This is a genomic window from Haemophilus parahaemolyticus, from assembly GCF_002015035.1.
GTDB lineage: Bacteria > Pseudomonadota > Gammaproteobacteria > Enterobacterales > Pasteurellaceae > Haemophilus_A > Haemophilus_A parahaemolyticus.
Genome location: NZ_MUXY01000001.1, coordinates 82,917 through 98,994, shown reverse-complemented (window position 1 = coordinate 98,994; position 16,078 = coordinate 82,917). Strand labels below are relative to the sequence as shown.

General features: G+C 37.7%; 16 protein-coding genes and 1 pseudogene. 11 read left to right on the top strand and 6 right to left on the bottom strand.

The window, feature by feature from the left end:
- Positions 1-107: 107 nt before the first annotated feature.
- The 3 genes from yefM to rlmD are packed head-to-tail and all read left to right on the top strand — an operon-like array spanning position 108 to position 1,958.
- Positions 108-359: a YoeB-YefM toxin-antitoxin system antitoxin YefM gene (gene yefM / locus B0185_RS00445; protein ID WP_005707332.1), complete on the top strand. Its 252-nt coding sequence runs from the start codon at positions 108-110 to the stop codon at positions 357-359.
- Positions 356-610: a Txe/YoeB family addiction module toxin gene (locus tag B0185_RS00440; RefSeq protein ID WP_005707339.1), complete on the top strand. Its 255-nt coding sequence runs from the start codon at positions 356-358 to the stop codon at positions 608-610. The genes yefM and B0185_RS00440 overlap by 4 nt, the downstream gene beginning before the upstream one ends.
- Before the next feature lie 13 nt (positions 611-623).
- Positions 624-1,958: a 23S rRNA (uracil(1939)-C(5))-methyltransferase RlmD gene (gene rlmD / locus B0185_RS00435; protein ID WP_039863408.1), complete on the top strand. Its 1,335-nt coding sequence runs from the start codon at positions 624-626 to the stop codon at positions 1,956-1,958.
- 1 nt (position 1,959) lies between these two features.
- On the opposite strand, the gene B0185_RS00430 is transcribed toward rlmD, so the two are convergent.
- Positions 1,960-2,850 (bottom strand): ATP-grasp domain-containing protein, encoded by an 891-nt coding sequence (locus B0185_RS00430; protein WP_039863409.1) that lies wholly within the window; start codon positions 2,848-2,850, stop codon positions 1,960-1,962.
- A 14-nt stretch (positions 2,851-2,864) separates the two neighbouring features.
- Entirely contained in the window at positions 2,865-4,244 is a 1,380-nt protein-coding gene (gene radA / locus B0185_RS00425) for a DNA repair protein RadA (protein WP_005707288.1), read from the bottom strand.
- Positions 4,245-4,435: 191 nt separating this feature from the next.
- Here radA and B0185_RS00420 point away from each other — a divergent pair, with 191 nt between their 5' ends.
- From B0185_RS00420 to yacG, 6 genes are all read left to right on the top strand, one after another.
- Positions 4,436-4,903 (top strand): pilin, encoded by a 468-nt coding sequence (locus tag B0185_RS00420; protein ID WP_005707325.1) that lies wholly within the window; start codon positions 4,436-4,438, stop codon positions 4,901-4,903.
- Between the two features lie 67 nt (positions 4,904-4,970).
- The gene (locus tag B0185_RS00415; RefSeq protein ID WP_005707356.1) at positions 4,971-6,356 is read left to right on the top strand and encodes a GspE/PulE family protein; all 1,386 of its coding nucleotides are present in this window, start codon (positions 4,971-4,973) and stop codon (positions 6,354-6,356) included.
- Positions 6,349-7,545, top strand: coding sequence for a type II secretion system F family protein (locus tag B0185_RS00410; protein ID WP_005707359.1), 1,197 nt, complete (start codon positions 6,349-6,351; stop codon positions 7,543-7,545). Before B0185_RS00415 ends, B0185_RS00410 begins: the two co-directional genes overlap by 8 nt.
- Before the next feature lie 6 nt (positions 7,546-7,551).
- Positions 7,552-8,196, top strand: a complete 645-nt coding sequence (locus B0185_RS00405) for an A24 family peptidase (protein WP_005707389.1) — start codon at positions 7,552-7,554, stop codon at positions 8,194-8,196.
- Between the two features lie 20 nt (positions 8,197-8,216).
- Positions 8,217-8,843, top strand: coding sequence for a dephospho-CoA kinase (gene coaE / locus B0185_RS00400; RefSeq protein WP_005707349.1), 627 nt, complete (start codon positions 8,217-8,219; stop codon positions 8,841-8,843).
- Positions 8,831-9,016, top strand: coding sequence for a DNA gyrase inhibitor YacG (gene yacG, locus B0185_RS00395; RefSeq protein WP_005707322.1), 186 nt, complete (start codon positions 8,831-8,833; stop codon positions 9,014-9,016). The genes coaE and yacG overlap by 13 nt, the downstream gene beginning before the upstream one ends.
- 109 nt (positions 9,017-9,125) lie before the next feature.
- On the opposite strand, the gene clpB is transcribed toward yacG, so the two are convergent.
- Positions 9,126-11,699 (bottom strand): ATP-dependent chaperone ClpB, encoded by a 2,574-nt coding sequence (gene clpB, locus B0185_RS00390; RefSeq protein ID WP_005707373.1) that lies wholly within the window; start codon positions 11,697-11,699, stop codon positions 9,126-9,128.
- A gap of 327 nt (positions 11,700-12,026) precedes the next feature.
- Here clpB and B0185_RS10065 point away from each other — a divergent pair.
- A pseudogene (locus B0185_RS10065) lies at positions 12,027-12,137 on the top strand (OmpW family protein); the annotation flags it as partial.
- 439 nt (positions 12,138-12,576) lie between these two features.
- Here the strand turns inward: B0185_RS10065 and bamE are convergent.
- From bamE to greA, 3 genes are read right to left on the bottom strand one after another with little or no spacing between them, the layout of a single operon-like run.
- The gene (gene bamE, locus B0185_RS00385; RefSeq protein WP_005707282.1) at positions 12,577-12,936 is read right to left on the bottom strand and encodes an outer membrane protein assembly factor BamE; all 360 of its coding nucleotides are present in this window, start codon (positions 12,934-12,936) and stop codon (positions 12,577-12,579) included.
- Positions 12,937-12,994: 58 nt separating this feature from the next.
- Positions 12,995-13,999 carry a nucleoid-associated protein YejK gene (yejK, locus tag B0185_RS00380; protein ID WP_005707363.1) on the bottom strand — a complete coding sequence of 335 codons (1,005 nt, stop codon included), beginning with the start codon at positions 13,997-13,999 and terminating at the stop codon, positions 12,995-12,997.
- A gap of 58 nt (positions 14,000-14,057) precedes the next feature.
- The gene (gene greA, locus B0185_RS00375; RefSeq protein ID WP_005707342.1) at positions 14,058-14,534 is read right to left on the bottom strand and encodes a transcription elongation factor GreA; all 477 of its coding nucleotides are present in this window, start codon (positions 14,532-14,534) and stop codon (positions 14,058-14,060) included.
- Between the two features lie 238 nt (positions 14,535-14,772).
- On the opposite strand from greA, the gene hemA reads away from it, so the two are divergent.
- Complete coding sequence (gene hemA / locus B0185_RS00370) at positions 14,773-16,074, top strand: glutamyl-tRNA reductase (protein WP_005707384.1); 1,302 nt, start codon at positions 14,773-14,775, stop codon at positions 16,072-16,074.
- Positions 16,075-16,078: the final 4 nt, after the last annotated feature.

Here is a 16,078-nt window from a genome sequence, read left to right as displayed (position 1 = left end):
AAATTTAAGCTTTGCATTCACGCAGAGAAAAGCAATCAGAGCCTGATATTGCATTCTCTAAGCGACAAATGTACAATCTTTTGTACAACTTTTCTGAAGGAATTTATATGCAAGCTATTTCTTATTCACAAGCCCGTCAAACTTTAGCCAAAACAATGACTTCAGTCGTGGAAAATTATGAACCTGTGCTAATCACTCGCACTACGGGCGAAGATTGTGTGCTTATTTCTCTAGCACATTATCGTTCACTAGAGGAAACTGCTTATTTGCTTCGTTCGCCTGCCAATGCTCAACACTTACTTTCAGCCATTGAGCAACTTCACCAAAATGAAGGGCAAGAGAGGGAATTGATTGAATGAAATTGACCTTTGCCGACACCGCTTGGGAAGATTATTTATATTGGCAAGCCACCGACAAAAAACAACTAAAACGCACCAATAATCTCATCAAGGATATTCAACGAACGCCTTTTGAAGGTATAGGAAAACCTGAATCATTGAAGTTTCATTTAAGTGGTTTTTGGTCTCGTCGAATTGATGAAAAACACAGGCTGGTTTATGCCGTAACTGATGAAGCAATTTTAATTGCTTCTTGTCGTTATCATTACTAATTTATTCTATTTTATGGCTCTTTTTTATACTCCTAATACTGCAAAGCACTCTGCAAAAATATCCCCAAAATCTACCACTCGTCAAACGGTAAAAATTCAATCTTTAGATTATCAAGGTTTAGGGGTGGCAAAACTCAATGGCAAAACCTGGTTTATTGAAAATGCCTTGCCCGATGAAGAGGTAGAAATTCAAACGCTGGAAGAAAAGCGTCAATATGGGCGAGCGAAAGCGGTCAAAATATTGGAAAAATCTGCAAAACGTCAAACACCTTTTTGCCAATATTATGCCAAGTGTGGCGGCTGTCAAATGCAACACATCGACCTTGAATTGCAACGCAAGGCAAAGCAAAAAGCACTATTTCATCGCCTGCAAAAATTGCAAGCTACACCTATTGATTTTCAACCTATGATTGTTGGAAGCGACAAATATTACCGCCGCCGAGCTCGATTGAGCATTACTCAACAAAAAAATGAGTGGGTGATGGGCTTTAGGCTACAAAATTCTAACCAAATCATACCGCTTGAACGTTGCGATATTTTAGAGAAACCACTTGCCGATTTACTGCCGAAACTGCAACAGCTTGTGGTGATGTGGCAAAACAAAAAATTGCTTGGGCATATTGAGCTCGTGCTTGCTGATAATGGCATTGCAATGTTTTTACGCCACTTAGGCGAAATTAATGAGAAAAACCGCACAACGCTGCTTCAATTCGCAGAAAAGGAACAACTTTCTTTATTTATAATGATGGAAGAGAATCAGCTGGAACACTGGTTTGGCGAGCTTCCTTACTATCAAATCAATGGCTTAACGCTTCATTTCGGGATTCGTGATTTTATTCAGGTAAACCGTGAATTAAATCAAAAAATGGTTGAAACCGCCTTGGATTGGCTTGATATCCAATCGCAAGATCGCATTTTAGATCTCTTCTGCGGAATGGGAAATTTCACGCTACCGATCGCGCAAAAAGCGAATTATGCTGTGGGCGTAGAAGGTGTCGAAGAAATGGTTAATCAAGCAAAAGCGAACGCCAAAACAAACAACTTAAGTAATGTTGAATTTTTCCAAACCAACCTGGATGAACGCTTCGCCGATCAACCTTGGGCAACAGAACCGTTCAATAAAGTATTATTAGATCCTGCTCGCAACGGTGCTCTATTTGCCTTAGAGCACTTATGCGAACTCAATCCTGAGCGTATTGTTTATGTCTCTTGCAATCCTGCCACTTTGGTTCGAGATGCCGAAAAACTGATTCAAGCGGGCTATAAATTAGCAAAATCGGCAATGATTGATATGTTTCCGCATACAGGTCATTTGGAATCGGTGTCAATGTTTGTAAAACATTCATAAGCTATATGCCTAGCAAATAATCGACCATCATCCCCGCAATATCTTTGCCAGAAACTGTTTCAATCCCTTCCAAACCAGGGCTCGCATTCACTTCTAGAATCATCGGGCCTTGCTTGGAGCGGATTAAATCAACGCCTGCAACATCTAATCCAATGGCTTTTGTTGCTTGAATAGCAATCTGCTTTTCTTCCTCTGTCAGTTCAATGCTTTCAGCTTTGCCACCTTGGTGTAAATTTGCACGAAAATCCCCATTCCCTGCTATGCGTTGCATACTTGCGACTACTTGATCACCAATAACAAAAGCACGAATATCTTGCCCTCGGGTTTCGACTATAAAATCTTGTACTAAGGCTTTTTCACCCACTTGCTTTAGCATTTTTAACTTATTTAAGGCTGTGCTTGTCTCCTCATATAATTCTACACCAGTACCTTGCATACCGACTAATGTCTTAAGTACGACTGCAGGAAAATGCAAAGCCAATTGTGAAGAGCTTTCAACTAATTCGCCAATGTAACTTGTTGAAGGAATAGGCAAACCGTAAGCTGCGAGCAATTGCAAACTTTGCCATTTGTCTCGAGCTAATCGGAAAGCTTGGGCACTATTTAGTACCTTTGTTTTTTTGATTTCAAAATGCTGCAACACATAACAGCCCATCTCTGTGCTTGTTGCTCCGAAACGAGGAAGCACAGCGTGATATTCATCAAGCTGTAACTCTTGTTCGGACGTCTGATAGAATAATCTAGCGGTCGATTTTCCTCCAACATTTGCAAGTTTAAGTAACATTCGATTGGGATCGAGTATATTGAGGGAAATACCACGCTGTTCGCACGCAGTTTTAATCCGTTGGCAGCTATATAAACGTGGCTCACGGCAAAGCATTAACCATTTAATAGAGGAATTCACCATTACAAATTGCCTAAAATATCTAACGCATCACTGAGTTTTTTCACGCCAAAAACTTCCATTCCCTTAATCGATTTTTTAGGCATATTCCCAAAAGGCACAATGGCACGCTTGAAACCGTGTTTAGCAGCCTCAGAAATACGTTCTTGACCACTTGGCACAGGACGAATTTCGCCTGCTAAGCCCACTTCGCCAAATATCACGAGATCTTGCGGAAGTGGTCGGTTTCTAAAGCTAGAAATTAAGGCGAGAATTAAGGCTAAGTCTGCACTAGTTTCTGTCACTTTTACGCCGCCCACTACGTTGACAAATACATCTTGGTCTGACATTTGCAATCCACCGTGGCGGTGTAAAACAGCAAGCAATAGTGATAAGCGATTGTGATCTAAACCCACAGCAACACGGCGCGGGTTGGCAAGCATTGAATGATCGACTAAGGCTTGAATTTCTACCAAGAGCGGGCGAGTTCCTTCCCAAAGCACAACCACAGAACTGCCTGAAACCAACTCATCGCTACGGCTTAAAAAGATTGCAGATGGGTTTTTGACTTCACGAAGTCCTTGTTCTGTCATCGCAAACACACCTAGCTCATTTACGGCACCAAAACGGTTTTTTTGGCTGCGCAAAGTACGATAGCGAGAGTCCGATTCGCCTTCTAACAAGAGTGAAGCATCAATCGCGTGCTCTAAAACTTTAGGTCCAGCAAGCGTACCATCTTTGGTTACGTGCCCCACCATAATAATTGCCACTTGGCGGGTTTTCGCATAGCGTGTGAGGAATGAAGCACATTCACGCACTTGAGAAACCGAACCTGGTGAAGATTGAATATCTGAAAGGTGCATCACTTGAATAGAGTCAATCACCATAATTTGGGGTTTTTCTTGATCGGCAATGTTACAAATATGCTCAACCGAGGTTTCAGAAAGCATTTTGAGGTGCTCTGTTGGTAAACCTAAACGGTTAGCACGCATTGCGACTTGTTGGAGCGATTCCTCGCCTGTCACATATAGCGTCGGAATTTCTTTAGATAATCCGCACATCACTTGGAGTAGCAACGTGCTTTTCCCCGCACCAGGGTGACCACCAATCAGAATAGCAGAACCTGGCACAACTCCACCACCAAGCACGCGATCGAGTTCGTTAAATCCACTGCTAAAGCGCGGTACTTCTTGCAAGCTAATCTCAGAGAGTGCTTGCACTTTGCCAGAAGTTTCGCCCGCATAGCCACTAAAACGGTCGTTTTTTTTACTTTCTTTAGCAGAAACTAAACGAATTTCGCTGATAGTGTTCCACGCATAGCACTCTTTACATTGCCCCATCCACTTAGAGTATTCTGCGCCACAATCGCTACACACATAAGCCGTTTTTGGTGTCTTTGCCATATTAAACCTTAATTTTAAACTGAAAAATTGACGAAATACTAGCAAAAAATACTGAATAAATAAACACTGAAATTTTTATTTTTTCGAGCACGCTCGAAAATTTAAACATTGATACTCGCCAAAACAGAAAAAATCCGCAAACTTTAAGGGCGTGAATAACACGCATATTGATTTAAAAGGAAATTTAACGAATGAAATCTTTAACAAAAAAGCCTCTTTTTCTTAAGCCTACAAAGGCATTTACCTTGATTGAATTGATGATTGTGATTGCCATCATTGCCATTCTAGCGACCATTGCGATCCCTTCTTATACCACTTATACGCAAAAAGCAGCTCTCTCTGAGCTACTAAGGGCTTCTGCTTCGTATAAATCCGATGTAGAGGTTTGTATTTACAACACTGGTGAGGTAACGAATTGTTCAGGCGGTTCAAATGGTGTACAAGCAAACAAAGCCTCAAGTGACGAAACCAAATACTTGAAATCTGTTTCTGTTGCGAGCGGGGTAATTACGGTAGCAGGTAAAGGCAATATTGATGGATTTGGCTATACTATGACGCCAACCTTTAGCTCCAATACGATTAGTTGGAAAACGACTTGTACGGGTTCTGATATAAGTTTATTCCCTGCAAATTTCTGCTCTACAAGCTCAACAAACTAATAGAAGCATTCTCAAGCGGTCAATTTTGACCGCTCTTTTGCTAATAAATCACTTATAACAAAAAACTATGACTTACACTGTTTGCGATTTAAACACTCAAAATATTTTTGAAATCTCTGAGCACCAATGGCAGAAAAATTGCGAAGAGAAAACGATTCTTTTACGTTATTTAGCCATTCCCGTGAAAGAAGATAAAGAGAAATTATGGCTTGCTATTGATGATTTGAATAATCTGACCGCTTATGAGATCTTTTCCTTTATTGCTCATAAAGAGATTGAGCCCATTTTAATTTCTACTGAGGAATTAAAATACCTATTAAATGAGCTTTCGCCTAAAAAAGATATTATTTATGAAACAACGGAAATTATTTATTCGGAAAACAACCAGCAAGTAGAATTAGACCATACTGATCCAGTAATTCATCTGCTAGATGAATTATTTAATGATTGTCTACAGAAAAATGTTTCCGATATTCATTTAGAACCACAGAAAAATAGATTTATGATCCGCTTGCGGATTGATGGCGTTTTGCATATTTATAAAACGCTATCTCTGAATTTATCTAGTCGAATTATTTCCAGATTAAAAATTCTCGCAAAATTGGATATTAGCGAAACTCGTTTACCGCAAGATGGACAATTCCACTTTAAAACAACAATTTCTGATACTTTAGATTTTCGTGTTTCTACATTGCCAACTCATTTTGGTGAAAAAATAGTACTGCGTTTGCAAAAAAATAAACCTATTAATTTAGATTTTTTAGAACTCGGATTTAATCAAAACCAGAAAACAATTTTATTAGATGCATTAAATCAACCACAAGGTTTAATATTGGTGACAGGTCCAACAGGTAGCGGAAAAAGTATTACATTATATAGTGCACTTAGTTATTTAAATCAGAGTGAAAAACATATTCTAACAGCTGAAGATCCAATAGAAATAGAAATTGAAGGCATCATTCAAACGCAAGTTGATCGTGGTATTGGGTTAGATTTCAGCCAATTATTACGCACCTTTTTACGCCAAGATCCCGATATTATTATGTTTGGTGAAATTCGAGATGAAGAAAGTGCTCAAATGGCACTTCGAGCCTCACAAACAGGGCATTTAGTGCTTTCAACGCTTCACACTAACGATGCACTATCAGCGGTGGAACGACTTTTGCAACTTGGAATTAAAGAGTTTGAACTAAGAAACAGTTTGCAATTAGTCATTGCTCAACGTTTAGTTAGGAAAATCTGCACATATTGTCAAAGTCATGGCTGTGAACATTGCTATCAGGGTTACAAAGGACGAATTGGTGTGTATCAATTACTTTCAAAAAATGGAAAAGAATTTGAAAAATCGACCGCTTATTTAGATTTTTCTACTTTAGCGGAAAGTGCAATGCAAAAATATCAAGAAAATAAAACTAATTTATCAGAAATACAACGAGTATTAGGCTATGTTTAAGGTATATGAGTTTCATTGGAAAGCGGTAAATCGTTTTCAGAAAAAACAAAAAGGAAAATTATTAGCTAGAAATCAAGAAGAATTAGAACAAAAGCTAATAAAAAAAGGATTCCAACAAATTAAAATTAGTCGGAATTTTATTTTACCTAAAAATCCAAAATCGGAAGAGGTGACTCAACTTATTTCTCAACTTGCTTTACTAATTAACGCAAAACTTCCCTTAAAACAAGCGTTATCAATCATTTTAGAAAATACACAAAATATAAAACTCTATTTATGGATTGAAGAAATAATACGTTCAGTTGAGTTAGGTTATTCTTTTTCAACATCATTAGAAAATTTAAATCGCTATTTAGATAACCAGGAAATTCAGCTTATCAAAATGGGGGAGATGAGTGGAAAATTAGGAACAATACTTGAAAATATAGCTAAATCCAGATCTGAAAGTGAGAAATTATTTTCGAAAGTAAAGAAGATTATGTTTTATCCTGTAATGGTATTAGTTATTGCTTTAACTCTTTCAATTGGAATGTTAGTACTCATTGTGCCTAAATTTGCAGAATTATATAGTGCGAAAGATAAAACATTGCCTTTTATCACTGAAGCACTCTTTTTTCTCTCTAATTTATTAATTGATAATTATATATTTATACTTTTTTTATTTGTGCTGAGTGGCTGTTTTTTCTCTTTTTTAGATAAAAAAACAACAATAATTAAAAAGTTTAAATACTATATTTTAAGTAATTTTCCTGTGTTTAAAAATATCATAGGTCAATCCCGTATTATTTATTTCACTCAAAATATAGCCTTAATGTTAAATGCTAGCCTTCGATTAGATCTTATTTTAGAAACTTTTCTATCAAATAAACAGGCAGATCCCATTTTACAACAAGAGTGTCAGTCGGTATTAACACTGATTAAACAAGGTTACGCTTTTTCCGAGTGTTTAAATACAGATGTATTTGAAAGCCAAACTGTACAGATGTTATCTGTTGGTGAAAGAAGCGGAAAATTGGCTGAAATGAGTGAATATGTTAGCCAAATCTATAAAAAGAAATTAGATGATCAGCTTGATATTCTATCGCAGTTGCTTGAACCTGCATTAATGGTGATTCTTGGTGGTATTGTTGGCACTATTATTGTTGGGCTTTATTTACCTATTTTTGATATGGGATCTTTAGTTGAATAAAATAAAATGGATTTAGTAAAATTTTTTGAATTTTTAACCGCTATATTATTCGCTTTCTGGTTTAGAAGAGAAATTCCTCTTTTTGCCAAGCGAATCAACCAACAAACTTATGATGAATTTTATTCTCTAGTGGATTTTCAGCTAGATTATCATAATTTTGAAAAACAATCTAATTTAAAAGTAAAACAAAGTAAATTATCTATTCTGTTTTTCTTTATTTTTCCTTTAGTTACTTGGTTAAGTCAAGATTATCTTATTTCAGTAGTAATTATTATTTTATGTTTTCTTACTGTATTGGATATCCTTTATTATCTTACTGATATTCGATATTTAGCCATTTTATTTTTACTTACGCTATACAGTGGTAATCTAGAAACATTTTATTTTACAGTCTTTTTTTTTATTTTAATTCACTTTTTTTCTATTTTCACTTTCCAGAAGGAAGGCTTTGGGTTGGGAGACAGTTTATTGTTAATTGCTTTATCACCTCTTTTTATGTTAGAGCAGATGTTACAACTTGTGCTTATCGCCTCAGTGCTAGGGATAACATACTACCTAGCAGAACGACGCATTACTTCACAAAAACGTCAAAAATTGCCTTTTATTCCGTTTATTAGTGTGGCGACTTTTATTATAATTTACCTCAACTAATCATAAATTGAGGATAAAAAATGCCTTATGTTGTTGGGTTAACGGGCGGAATTGGAAGTGGAAAAAGCACCATGGGCGATCTGTTTTTAGCTCTTGGCGTGCCTGTGATTGATGCCGATATTATTGCCCGTCAAGTCGTTGAAAAAGGCTCACCATTATTAGCAGAATTAAGTAATCACTTTGGTACTGATGTTCTAACAGAACAAGGGGAATTAAATCGAGCTAAATTACGCGAAATTATTTTCTCTCACCCTGATGAAAAAGCCTGGCTTAATCAATTGCTTCATCCTGCTATTAGAAATGAAATGCTTGCTCAAGTAGAACGATGCCTGCAGCCTTATGTGATTTTAATGGTACCATTATTGATTGAAAATAATTTGACCCATTTGTGTAATCGTATTTTAGTTGTAGATGTGCTGCCTGAAACACAAATAGAAAGAGCTATAAAACGCGATAACCATAAAGCAGAGATAATTAGAAATATTATAGCATCACAAGTTTCTAGAGAAAAAAGATTAAGTTATGCTGATGATATTATTGATAATAATAAACCGCTTGAACAAAGTTTAGAAAAAATAAAAATGCAAATAAATGAACTTCACCAAATTTATCTGAAAAAAGCAGAGGAAAAGCAATGTCAGAATTAGTTGTAGAATGCCCAACTTGTCAAAAAAAAGTAGAATGGAAAGCCGAAAATAAATATCGCCCATTTTGTAGTGAGCGTTGTAAACTCATTGATTTTGGTGAATGGGCTAATGAAGAAAAACGCATTGTAGGTGTTGAATATGATATTTTTTCTGAAGATTTAGAGAAATATTAAAAACTCTGCTAATAAAGTAGACATATATTTCTGTATGCTTATACTTAGATATAACCAATCACTCATAAAAAGTAAAATGGAGCAAAATAATTTGCTCCATTTTTATTCCCTATTGATTTTCGATCACCAAATTTTCATCTTGGTAATCCACCACAACAGGGCGGTTTGGTAATAATTTACCGCCAAGGATTTGTTGAGCAAGTGGATTTTCAAGCTCTTGTTGGATTGCACGTTTAAGTGGACGTGCACCGAACAATGGATCAAATCCAGCTTTGCCAATGTGATCGATAGCTGCATCAGTAATGGTTACTTCATAACCACGTTCAGCAATACGTTTAATCAAGCGTTCTAATTGAATGCGGGCGATTGAACGAATGTGTTCTTGACCAAGTGAATGGAACACAACGGTTTCATCAATACGGTTAATGAACTCTGGGCGGAAGTGTTGGCTTACCACCGACATCACTACTTCTTTCAATTCACCATAGGTTGCCTCTGGCATTTCTTGAATGAGGTGTGAGCCTAAGTTTGAAGTCATAATCACCACGGTATTGCGGAAATCCACGGTTCTGCCTTGTCCATCGGTTAATCGTCCATCATCTAACACTTGCAGTAAGATGTTGAACACGTCTGGATGGGCTTTTTCCACTTCGTCTAATAACACGACAGAGTATGGACGACGGCGTACGGCTTCAGTTAAGTAACCGCCTTCTTCATAGCCAACATAACCTGGAGATGCACCGACCAAGCGAGAGACGCTGTGTTTTTCCATAAATTCTGACATATCAATGCGTACCATCGCATCAGGATCATCGAATAAGAAATTCGCTAAGGTTTTGCAAAGTTCGGTTTTACCTACCCCTGTTGGTCCTAAGAACAAGAATGAACCAATCGGTTTGTTCGGGTCTGATAAACCTGCACGGCTACGGCGAATGGCATTCGAGACCGCTTCCACCGCTTCATTTTGTCCAATCACTCGCGCGTGCAACACGCTTTCCATACGAAGTAATTTGTCTTTTTCGCCTTCCATCATTTTGGACACTGGAATACCTGTTGCTTTAGAAAGGACTTCTGCAATTTCTTCGTCTGTGACTTTTGTGCGCAGTAAGTGGTTTTCGCCGCCTTCTTCTTCCCGTTTTACCGCCTCTTGAAGTTGTTTTTCAAGGGCTGGAATTTTACCGTATTGTAACTCAGACATTTTTTCTAAGTTGTTTTCACGGCGTGCTTGTTCCATCGCAATGCGAGCGTTTTCTAGCTCAGTTTTAATGTGTTGTGTGCCAAGTAAAGCTGATTTTTCAGCTTTCCAAACTTCTTCCAACTCGGAATATTCACGCTCTTTAGCGGTCAATTCTTCATCTAATTTTGCAAGGCGTTGGCGGCTCGCTTCATCTTCTTCTTTTTGTAACGCTTGGCGTTCCAATTTTAATTGAATAATACGGCGTTCCAATTTATCTAGTGGTTCTGGTTTAGAATCAATTTCCATACGTAAGCTAGATGCCGCTTCATCAATTAAGTCGATGGCTTTATCTGGCAATTGACGGTCGCTGATATAACGGTGTGAAAGCACAGCTGCCGCTACAATTGCAGGGTCGGTAATTTGAACGTGATGATGGATTTCATAACGCTCTTTTAAACCACGCAAAATTGCAATCGTATCTTCAACACTTGGTTCATCAACTAATACTTTTTGGAAACGACGTTCTAATGCCGCGTCTTTTTCAATATACTGGCGATATTCGTCTAAGGTTGTCGCCCCAACACAGTGCAATTCACCGCGAGCAAGAGAAGGTTTGAGCAAGTTGCCTGCATCCATTGCACCATCGGTTTTACCTGCTCCAACCATTGTGTGAATTTCATCAATAAAGAGGATTACCTGTCCTTCTTCTTTCGCCAATTCGTTTAACACAGCTTTTAAACGTTCTTCAAATTCACCGCGATATTTCGCACCAGCAATCAATGCTCCCATATCAAGGGAAAGTACGCGTTTGTTTTTCAACCCTTCAGGCACTTCACCGTTTACAATACGTTGTGCTAAACCTTCTACAATCGCAGTTTTACCCACCCCTGGTTCACCAATTAACACCGGGTTATTTTTAGTTCGGCGTTGTAGTACTTGCACTGCACGGCGGATCTCTTCATCACGACCAATCACAGGGTCTAATTTGCCTGCTTTGGCACGTTCAGTTAGGTCAATAGTATATTTTTGTAATGCTTGTCTGGTTTCTTCTGCGTTTTGATTATTCACGGTTTCTCCTCCACGAATTTGGCTAATTGCTTGTGTAATTTTTTCTTTTGTTAAGCCAAATTTTTTCAATAATTTTCCTAAATCGCCACTGTCTTCAATGGCAGCAAGCACGAACAATTCAGATGAAATAAAGCTATCGCCGAATTGTTGTGATAATTTATCTGCTTGATTTAATAAGCGAATAGTTTGTTGCGAAAGTTGTGTTGTGCCACCCTGAACTTGTGGTAAGCGGTCTAAAATTGCGGATAATTCACTTTCTAACTGTTTTGGTTGAACGTTTAATGCAGTAAAAAGTGGAGCAATTGAACCATCTGCTTGTTTTAATAAAGCGTAAAGTAAATGGGCTGGTTCAATGTATCCGTTATCTTTGCCGACGGCTAAAGACTGAGCTTCAGCTAAGGCTTCTTGTAATTTTGTTGTGAATTTTTCAAAGTTCATATTCTTTCCTCTTTCTTTGAATTTGTACCCGTTTCACATTAGCGTGAAACTTTAGCACTACACTAAATGGAGCTTGACAAATGAATTTCAAGAGAAAAATGTGAACTAGATCACTTTTTTTGCGTTTATTTTCTTTTTATGCTAGCAAATGTTAAGAAGTTGATCATTATCAAGAAATTTTATTCTTAAATCGTTAGACTAGCACATATTACCCCTTAAGGGGTATGGATTATAATAAAAACAAATAACCAGAAGGGACTTTATAATGAAAAAAACAGCATTAGCACTTATGTTAGGTGGGGTATTATTAGCAGGAACAGCTACAGCGATTCGGCAGCTCGCCCTCATATCGGTGCAGGATTGAACTATACTCGTTTCTACCATGCAAGATCAGTTCACCCAGCGGTCACTAATTTACAAGTGAAAAAACATTCATTTTGATTCAAAATCCAAAGAAGAACACAAATCAAGAGCGGTCAATTTTAAGCGGAATTTTACAAACCAAACGGAGGCTCATTTCTTTGAGCTTCCGTTTTCCCTATATTACTTTCGGAAACGTCAAAATCTCTTCTGGCAAGCGTAAGCCTGAGATTTCAATCACCATAACTCTTTGCTGAATTGCATTAATTCTTCGGTGGTAAACTTCACCGCATCGCCCCTAAGTTATCTATTAAGTAATACCTTGACGGTCATGATCATGTGCTTGGCAACGATGTGCTTTTTACTTTTTCCTACTGTGATAATTTAGATTGTGGTAACGAGAATTTTGCGGGCAGTGTTATAAATATAAAATAAAAATTAACCTCGTTAAATAAAATTTAAACGAGGTTTTATCATTTAGAATGTATTATTCCGAAACAAAGTTATTCATGGAAATTTATTCTACTTTTTCTTCAACAATTTTTTGATCTTTAATATTATCTAATTTGATATCTTTTACAAAACCTTTGTTATCAAAATAAACAAGTAATGTGCGGCGGATTGGATCATTATGCCCTTCACGCTTGATAAAAACATAATCCCAACGATTTTGAGCAAAAACATCGCGAAGTAGTGGCGTACCAAGTAAATATTGAACTTGCTCTTGATTCATTCCTACTTTTAATTGGTCAATTTTATCTTGCTCTAAATAGTTACCTTGTGGAACATCAATGCGATAGACCACTTTATTAACCGTTGAACACGCTGTGATCCCCATTGCAACGAAAGCAATGGCTAAAAGAGATTTCATTTTCATATCTATACCCTAAATTAAAATTATTACAAATCATACCGAAATTATTCGGAAAAAACTATTACTTATTGCGTTCAAGCTGATCACGTAAGTTAGCGGGTAATCCTTTGATTGTTAAAGTATCATTTAGTTCATCCCAAATTAAACGCGTACCTAATAATTCCGCATTAAAACTGATCGTTACGCCCTTTCCTGAGCCTGAATATTTGGTTAAGCCTTTTAACGCATTTCGAACGGGGGGAATTGATTCTTCCAAACAGTACTCTTTCTCTTGAGTAAATTGAGCAAAATTTAATTCATTTAAGGTTGGTAAAGATTCAGAAAGCTCGTTGATCGCAATCTCTTCCCCTTGATTGATTTGTCCTTTACAATATTCAAACGCTTGTTTTTTAACTTCTCGAGTTTGCGATGCAGAAAGTTCACCTTGCTCGCAAAAATCATTTACCGCTTGCAATAAGGTTTGGTTTTGCACCTGTGGGTTTAGTCCCTCTTCGGCACTTAAAAAATCCATAAAGAAATCGGCAACTTTACGCCCTACTCGCCCTTTAATAAAGGTAAGATAACGGTTTGAAGTGGCATTAATACGGAGTTCCGTCAAGTTAATGCGGCAAGCAATATCGTATTGAGTAATGTCCAAATATTGTGTGCTTTTTACCTCTAAATGCTCATCTACCAAAATAGAAGAGCGACTATCTATTAACGCAATAAAGAGATAATCAGTCGCTAAAAAATTATATCGACAGAGAATAAAGGTACCGCCAGAAGCAAAAGGATATTTTACCAATTCAGTCGCTAACATATTGGCAGATTGATGGCTAAATAGCAGAAAATCTGTCTCTTTTTCCAAAAAACGATTAAGCTGTTGTGCAAATACAGATTCACTCTTGAACACGCCATAACCCTTCGCTTTGTTCTGATACGCTTGGTGTAATTGCAACATCATTTGCTCGGCAGCAGGGCCAATTGGCAGTAATTCCTCGCGTAACACCGTTTTGAGTTCAACATTCTCGCCTTCTACCTGATGTTGAATTTGGTGTAAAACAATTTCTTCTAAATTTATACTCATATTTTTATTGTGTTAGATATAAAAATGGGATTAAAACAATTTAATCCCTGAAATAATGTTAAATATATTCTACTTCTATAATATCAAACTCAACCTTACCACCTGGGGTTGTAATAGTTACCGAGTCATCCACTTCTTTGCCAACTAAACCACGAGCGATAGGCGAATTAACTGAAATTAAACCTTCTTTAATATTTGCTTCATCATCGCCTACGATGCGATAAGTGACTTCTTCATCGGTTTCAACATTAGTTAATGTTACCGTTGCACCAAAAATGACTTTGCCATTATTTTGCATTTTGGTCACATCAATAATTTGGGCACTGCCTAATTTTCCTTCGATTTCTTGAATACGACCTTCACAGAATCCTTGCTGTTCGCGAGCAGCGTGATATTCCGCATTTTCTTTTAAATCACCATGTTCGCGGGCTTCAGCAATGGCAGCAATAATTTGTGGACGGCGTACATTTTTGAGGAAATCTAACTCTTCTCGTAGTTGCTCTGCACCACGTACCGTCATTGGAATTTGTTTCATGCTCTACCTCTTAGCATTTCTCATAAAATAAAGGTGTTATTATTCAATTTCTTGGCAAAAATAGCAATAGGCGATTGCAAGAGGTCAATTTTTTGCCTCAGCCTACTACTTATTAAGAGGTAATTAACTTGTGGTAAATCAAACCAATCTCTGTAATTATTTGCACCACTTTCGTCTATTCGCTAGAATGGGCGAAATTTTCTTTTATTTTTTATTGTGGGACACATTGTAGGTAAGAATGACTATTCTAGCATTAGGCATTAACCATAAAACTGCTTCAGTGAATTTGCGTGGAAAGGTAGCGTTTGATGAACAAAAACGCCAACTTGCTTTAATGCAGGTTCAACAACAGAATTTGGCTGAGAGCGTAGTTATTCTTTCCACTTGTAACCGAACCGAACTCTATTTCCACAATTCTGAAATTACCCCTCAAGAAGAGAACGAAGAGAACCAGGCGTGGCGTGAACGTTGCTTTGAATGGTTTGCTAACATTCATCAGCTTGAACATACCGAACTTCGCGAATGTCTCTATTTCAAACAAAATATGCAAGCCGCACAGCATTTAATGCGAGTCGCTTGTGGCTTAGACTCGCTCATTTTAGGTGAGCCGCAAATTTTAGGGCAAGTAAAACAAGCCTATCACGCTAGCGAAGATTTTTACCAAGCAAAAGGTGGGATTTCTACAAAACTTTCCCGATTGTTCCAACGTACATTTGCAACCGCAAAACGCGTACGAACCGAGACAGACATTGGTGCAAGTGCTGTTTCTGTCGCTTATGCTGCCTGTGGTTTGGCTCGCCAAATTTTCGATAATTTCGGCAAATTACGCTTTTTATTAGTCGGAGCGGGAGAAACAATTGAACTTGTGGCACGTTATTTAATCCAGCACGGTGCGAAAAATATAATGATAGCTAACCGTACGGCTCAACGTGCGGAACAGCTTTCAGAAAAGCTTGAAACGCCGATGCAGATTTTATCGCTAAGTGCATTGCAAATTGGTTTGAATCAGGCTGATGTGGTCATTAGCTCAACGGGTAGCCCAGATACGCTGATTACACAATCGATGGTAAAAGAGGCACAAAAAAATCGCCAATTCGCTCCAATGCTTTTGATTGATATTGCCGTGCCGCGTGATATTGATGAAAAAGCGGGCGATGTAGATGCGGTTTATTCTTATAGCGTAGATGATTTACAAAATATTATTCAACGAAATCTTGCCCAACGCCAACAAGCGGCAGAGCAAGCGGCTGAAATTGTCGATGAAGAGTGCAAAGCCTTTTTTGAATGGTTAAAACAACAACAATCAAGTGACTTAATCAAACGTTATCGCCAAGATGCGGAAGCATTACGCCAAGAGCTACTTGCAAAAGCGATTCAAGATTTAACTTTAGGGCGAGACAGCGAAAAAGTACTTCATGATTTAAGCTATAAATTAACTAATCACCTCCTTCACGCCCCAACACAAGCCTTACAAGAGATGGCAAAAAAAGGTAATTCACAAGGGTTGCAGAGTTTTTCGAGAGCATTGAAATTGTCCTAGATAC

Excerpts from the sequence above, each read along its gene's own strand:
- yefM (WP_005707332.1), top strand. The coding sequence starts at position 108 with ATGCAAGCTATTTCTTATTCACAAGCCCGTCAAACTTTAGCCAAAACA.
- B0185_RS00440 (WP_005707339.1), top strand. The coding sequence starts at position 356 with ATGAAATTGACCTTTGCCGACACCGCTTGGGAAGATTATTTATATTGG.
- rlmD (WP_039863408.1), top strand. The coding sequence starts at position 624 with ATGGCTCTTTTTTATACTCCTAATACTGCAAAGCACTCTGCAAAAATA.
- radA (WP_005707288.1), bottom strand. The coding sequence starts at position 4,244 with ATGGCAAAGACACCAAAAACGGCTTATGTGTGTAGCGATTGTGGCGCA.
- B0185_RS00420 (WP_005707325.1), top strand. The coding sequence starts at position 4,436 with ATGAAATCTTTAACAAAAAAGCCTCTTTTTCTTAAGCCTACAAAGGCA.
- B0185_RS00415 (WP_005707356.1), top strand. The coding sequence starts at position 4,971 with ATGACTTACACTGTTTGCGATTTAAACACTCAAAATATTTTTGAAATC.
- B0185_RS00410 (WP_005707359.1), top strand. The coding sequence starts at position 6,349 with ATGTTTAAGGTATATGAGTTTCATTGGAAAGCGGTAAATCGTTTTCAG.
- B0185_RS00405 (WP_005707389.1), top strand. The coding sequence starts at position 7,552 with ATGGATTTAGTAAAATTTTTTGAATTTTTAACCGCTATATTATTCGCT.
- coaE (WP_005707349.1), top strand. The coding sequence starts at position 8,217 with ATGCCTTATGTTGTTGGGTTAACGGGCGGAATTGGAAGTGGAAAAAGC.
- yacG (WP_005707322.1), top strand. The coding sequence starts at position 8,831 with ATGTCAGAATTAGTTGTAGAATGCCCAACTTGTCAAAAAAAAGTAGAA.
- clpB (WP_005707373.1), bottom strand. The coding sequence starts at position 11,699 with ATGAACTTTGAAAAATTCACAACAAAATTACAAGAAGCCTTAGCTGAA.
- bamE (WP_005707282.1), bottom strand. The coding sequence starts at position 12,936 with ATGAAAATGAAATCTCTTTTAGCCATTGCTTTCGTTGCAATGGGGATC.
- yejK (WP_005707363.1), bottom strand. The coding sequence starts at position 13,999 with ATGAGTATAAATTTAGAAGAAATTGTTTTACACCAAATTCAACATCAG.
- greA (WP_005707342.1), bottom strand. The coding sequence starts at position 14,534 with ATGAAACAAATTCCAATGACGGTACGTGGTGCAGAGCAACTACGAGAA.
- hemA (WP_005707384.1), top strand. The coding sequence starts at position 14,773 with ATGACTATTCTAGCATTAGGCATTAACCATAAAACTGCTTCAGTGAAT.